We start from the raw sequence: 375 nt of genomic DNA, 5'->3' as shown, positions 1-375 counted from the left end.
TATACCTCAGTATATTTTTTGGAAGGATAGAAACTCAATATATATGGGCTGTAATGATAATTTTGCCAAAATTGCAGGCTTAAAATCAGCTAACGAAATAGTAGGCAAATCTGATTATGATTTGACCCTGAATAGAGAACGAGCTAAATCTTATATGAAAGATGACAAGAAGGTAATTGAAAGTGGAAAAAGTCTATTTCATATCGTTGAACATCAAAAGCAAAGAAATGGTAAGCACGTATGGTTAGATACGAACAAAATACCCATGTATAATAGCTCTAAAGAAATTGTTGGCATACTGGGAACATTTACTAATATTACCGATCGTAAAAACAAAGAAATAGAAAAAGACAAAATATATAGCTCAATTCAAAC

At 30.9% G+C, this 375-nt stretch carries 1 protein-coding gene; it reads left to right on the top strand.

From position 1 onward, the window contains the following. Positions 1–43: 43 nt before the first annotated feature. Positions 44–375, top strand: a 332-nt coding sequence (locus DLK05_RS17250) for a PAS domain-containing protein (RefSeq protein ID WP_235832033.1), incomplete at its 3' end; no start/stop codon positions are given.

The sequence above is a fragment of the Ancylomarina longa genome (assembly GCF_003996985.1).
Lineage (GTDB): Bacteria > Bacteroidota > Bacteroidia > Bacteroidales > Marinifilaceae > Ancylomarina_A > Ancylomarina_A longa.
Note: the sequence above shows the minus strand (reverse complement) of the source record. Positions and strands in the feature narration are given on the sequence as shown.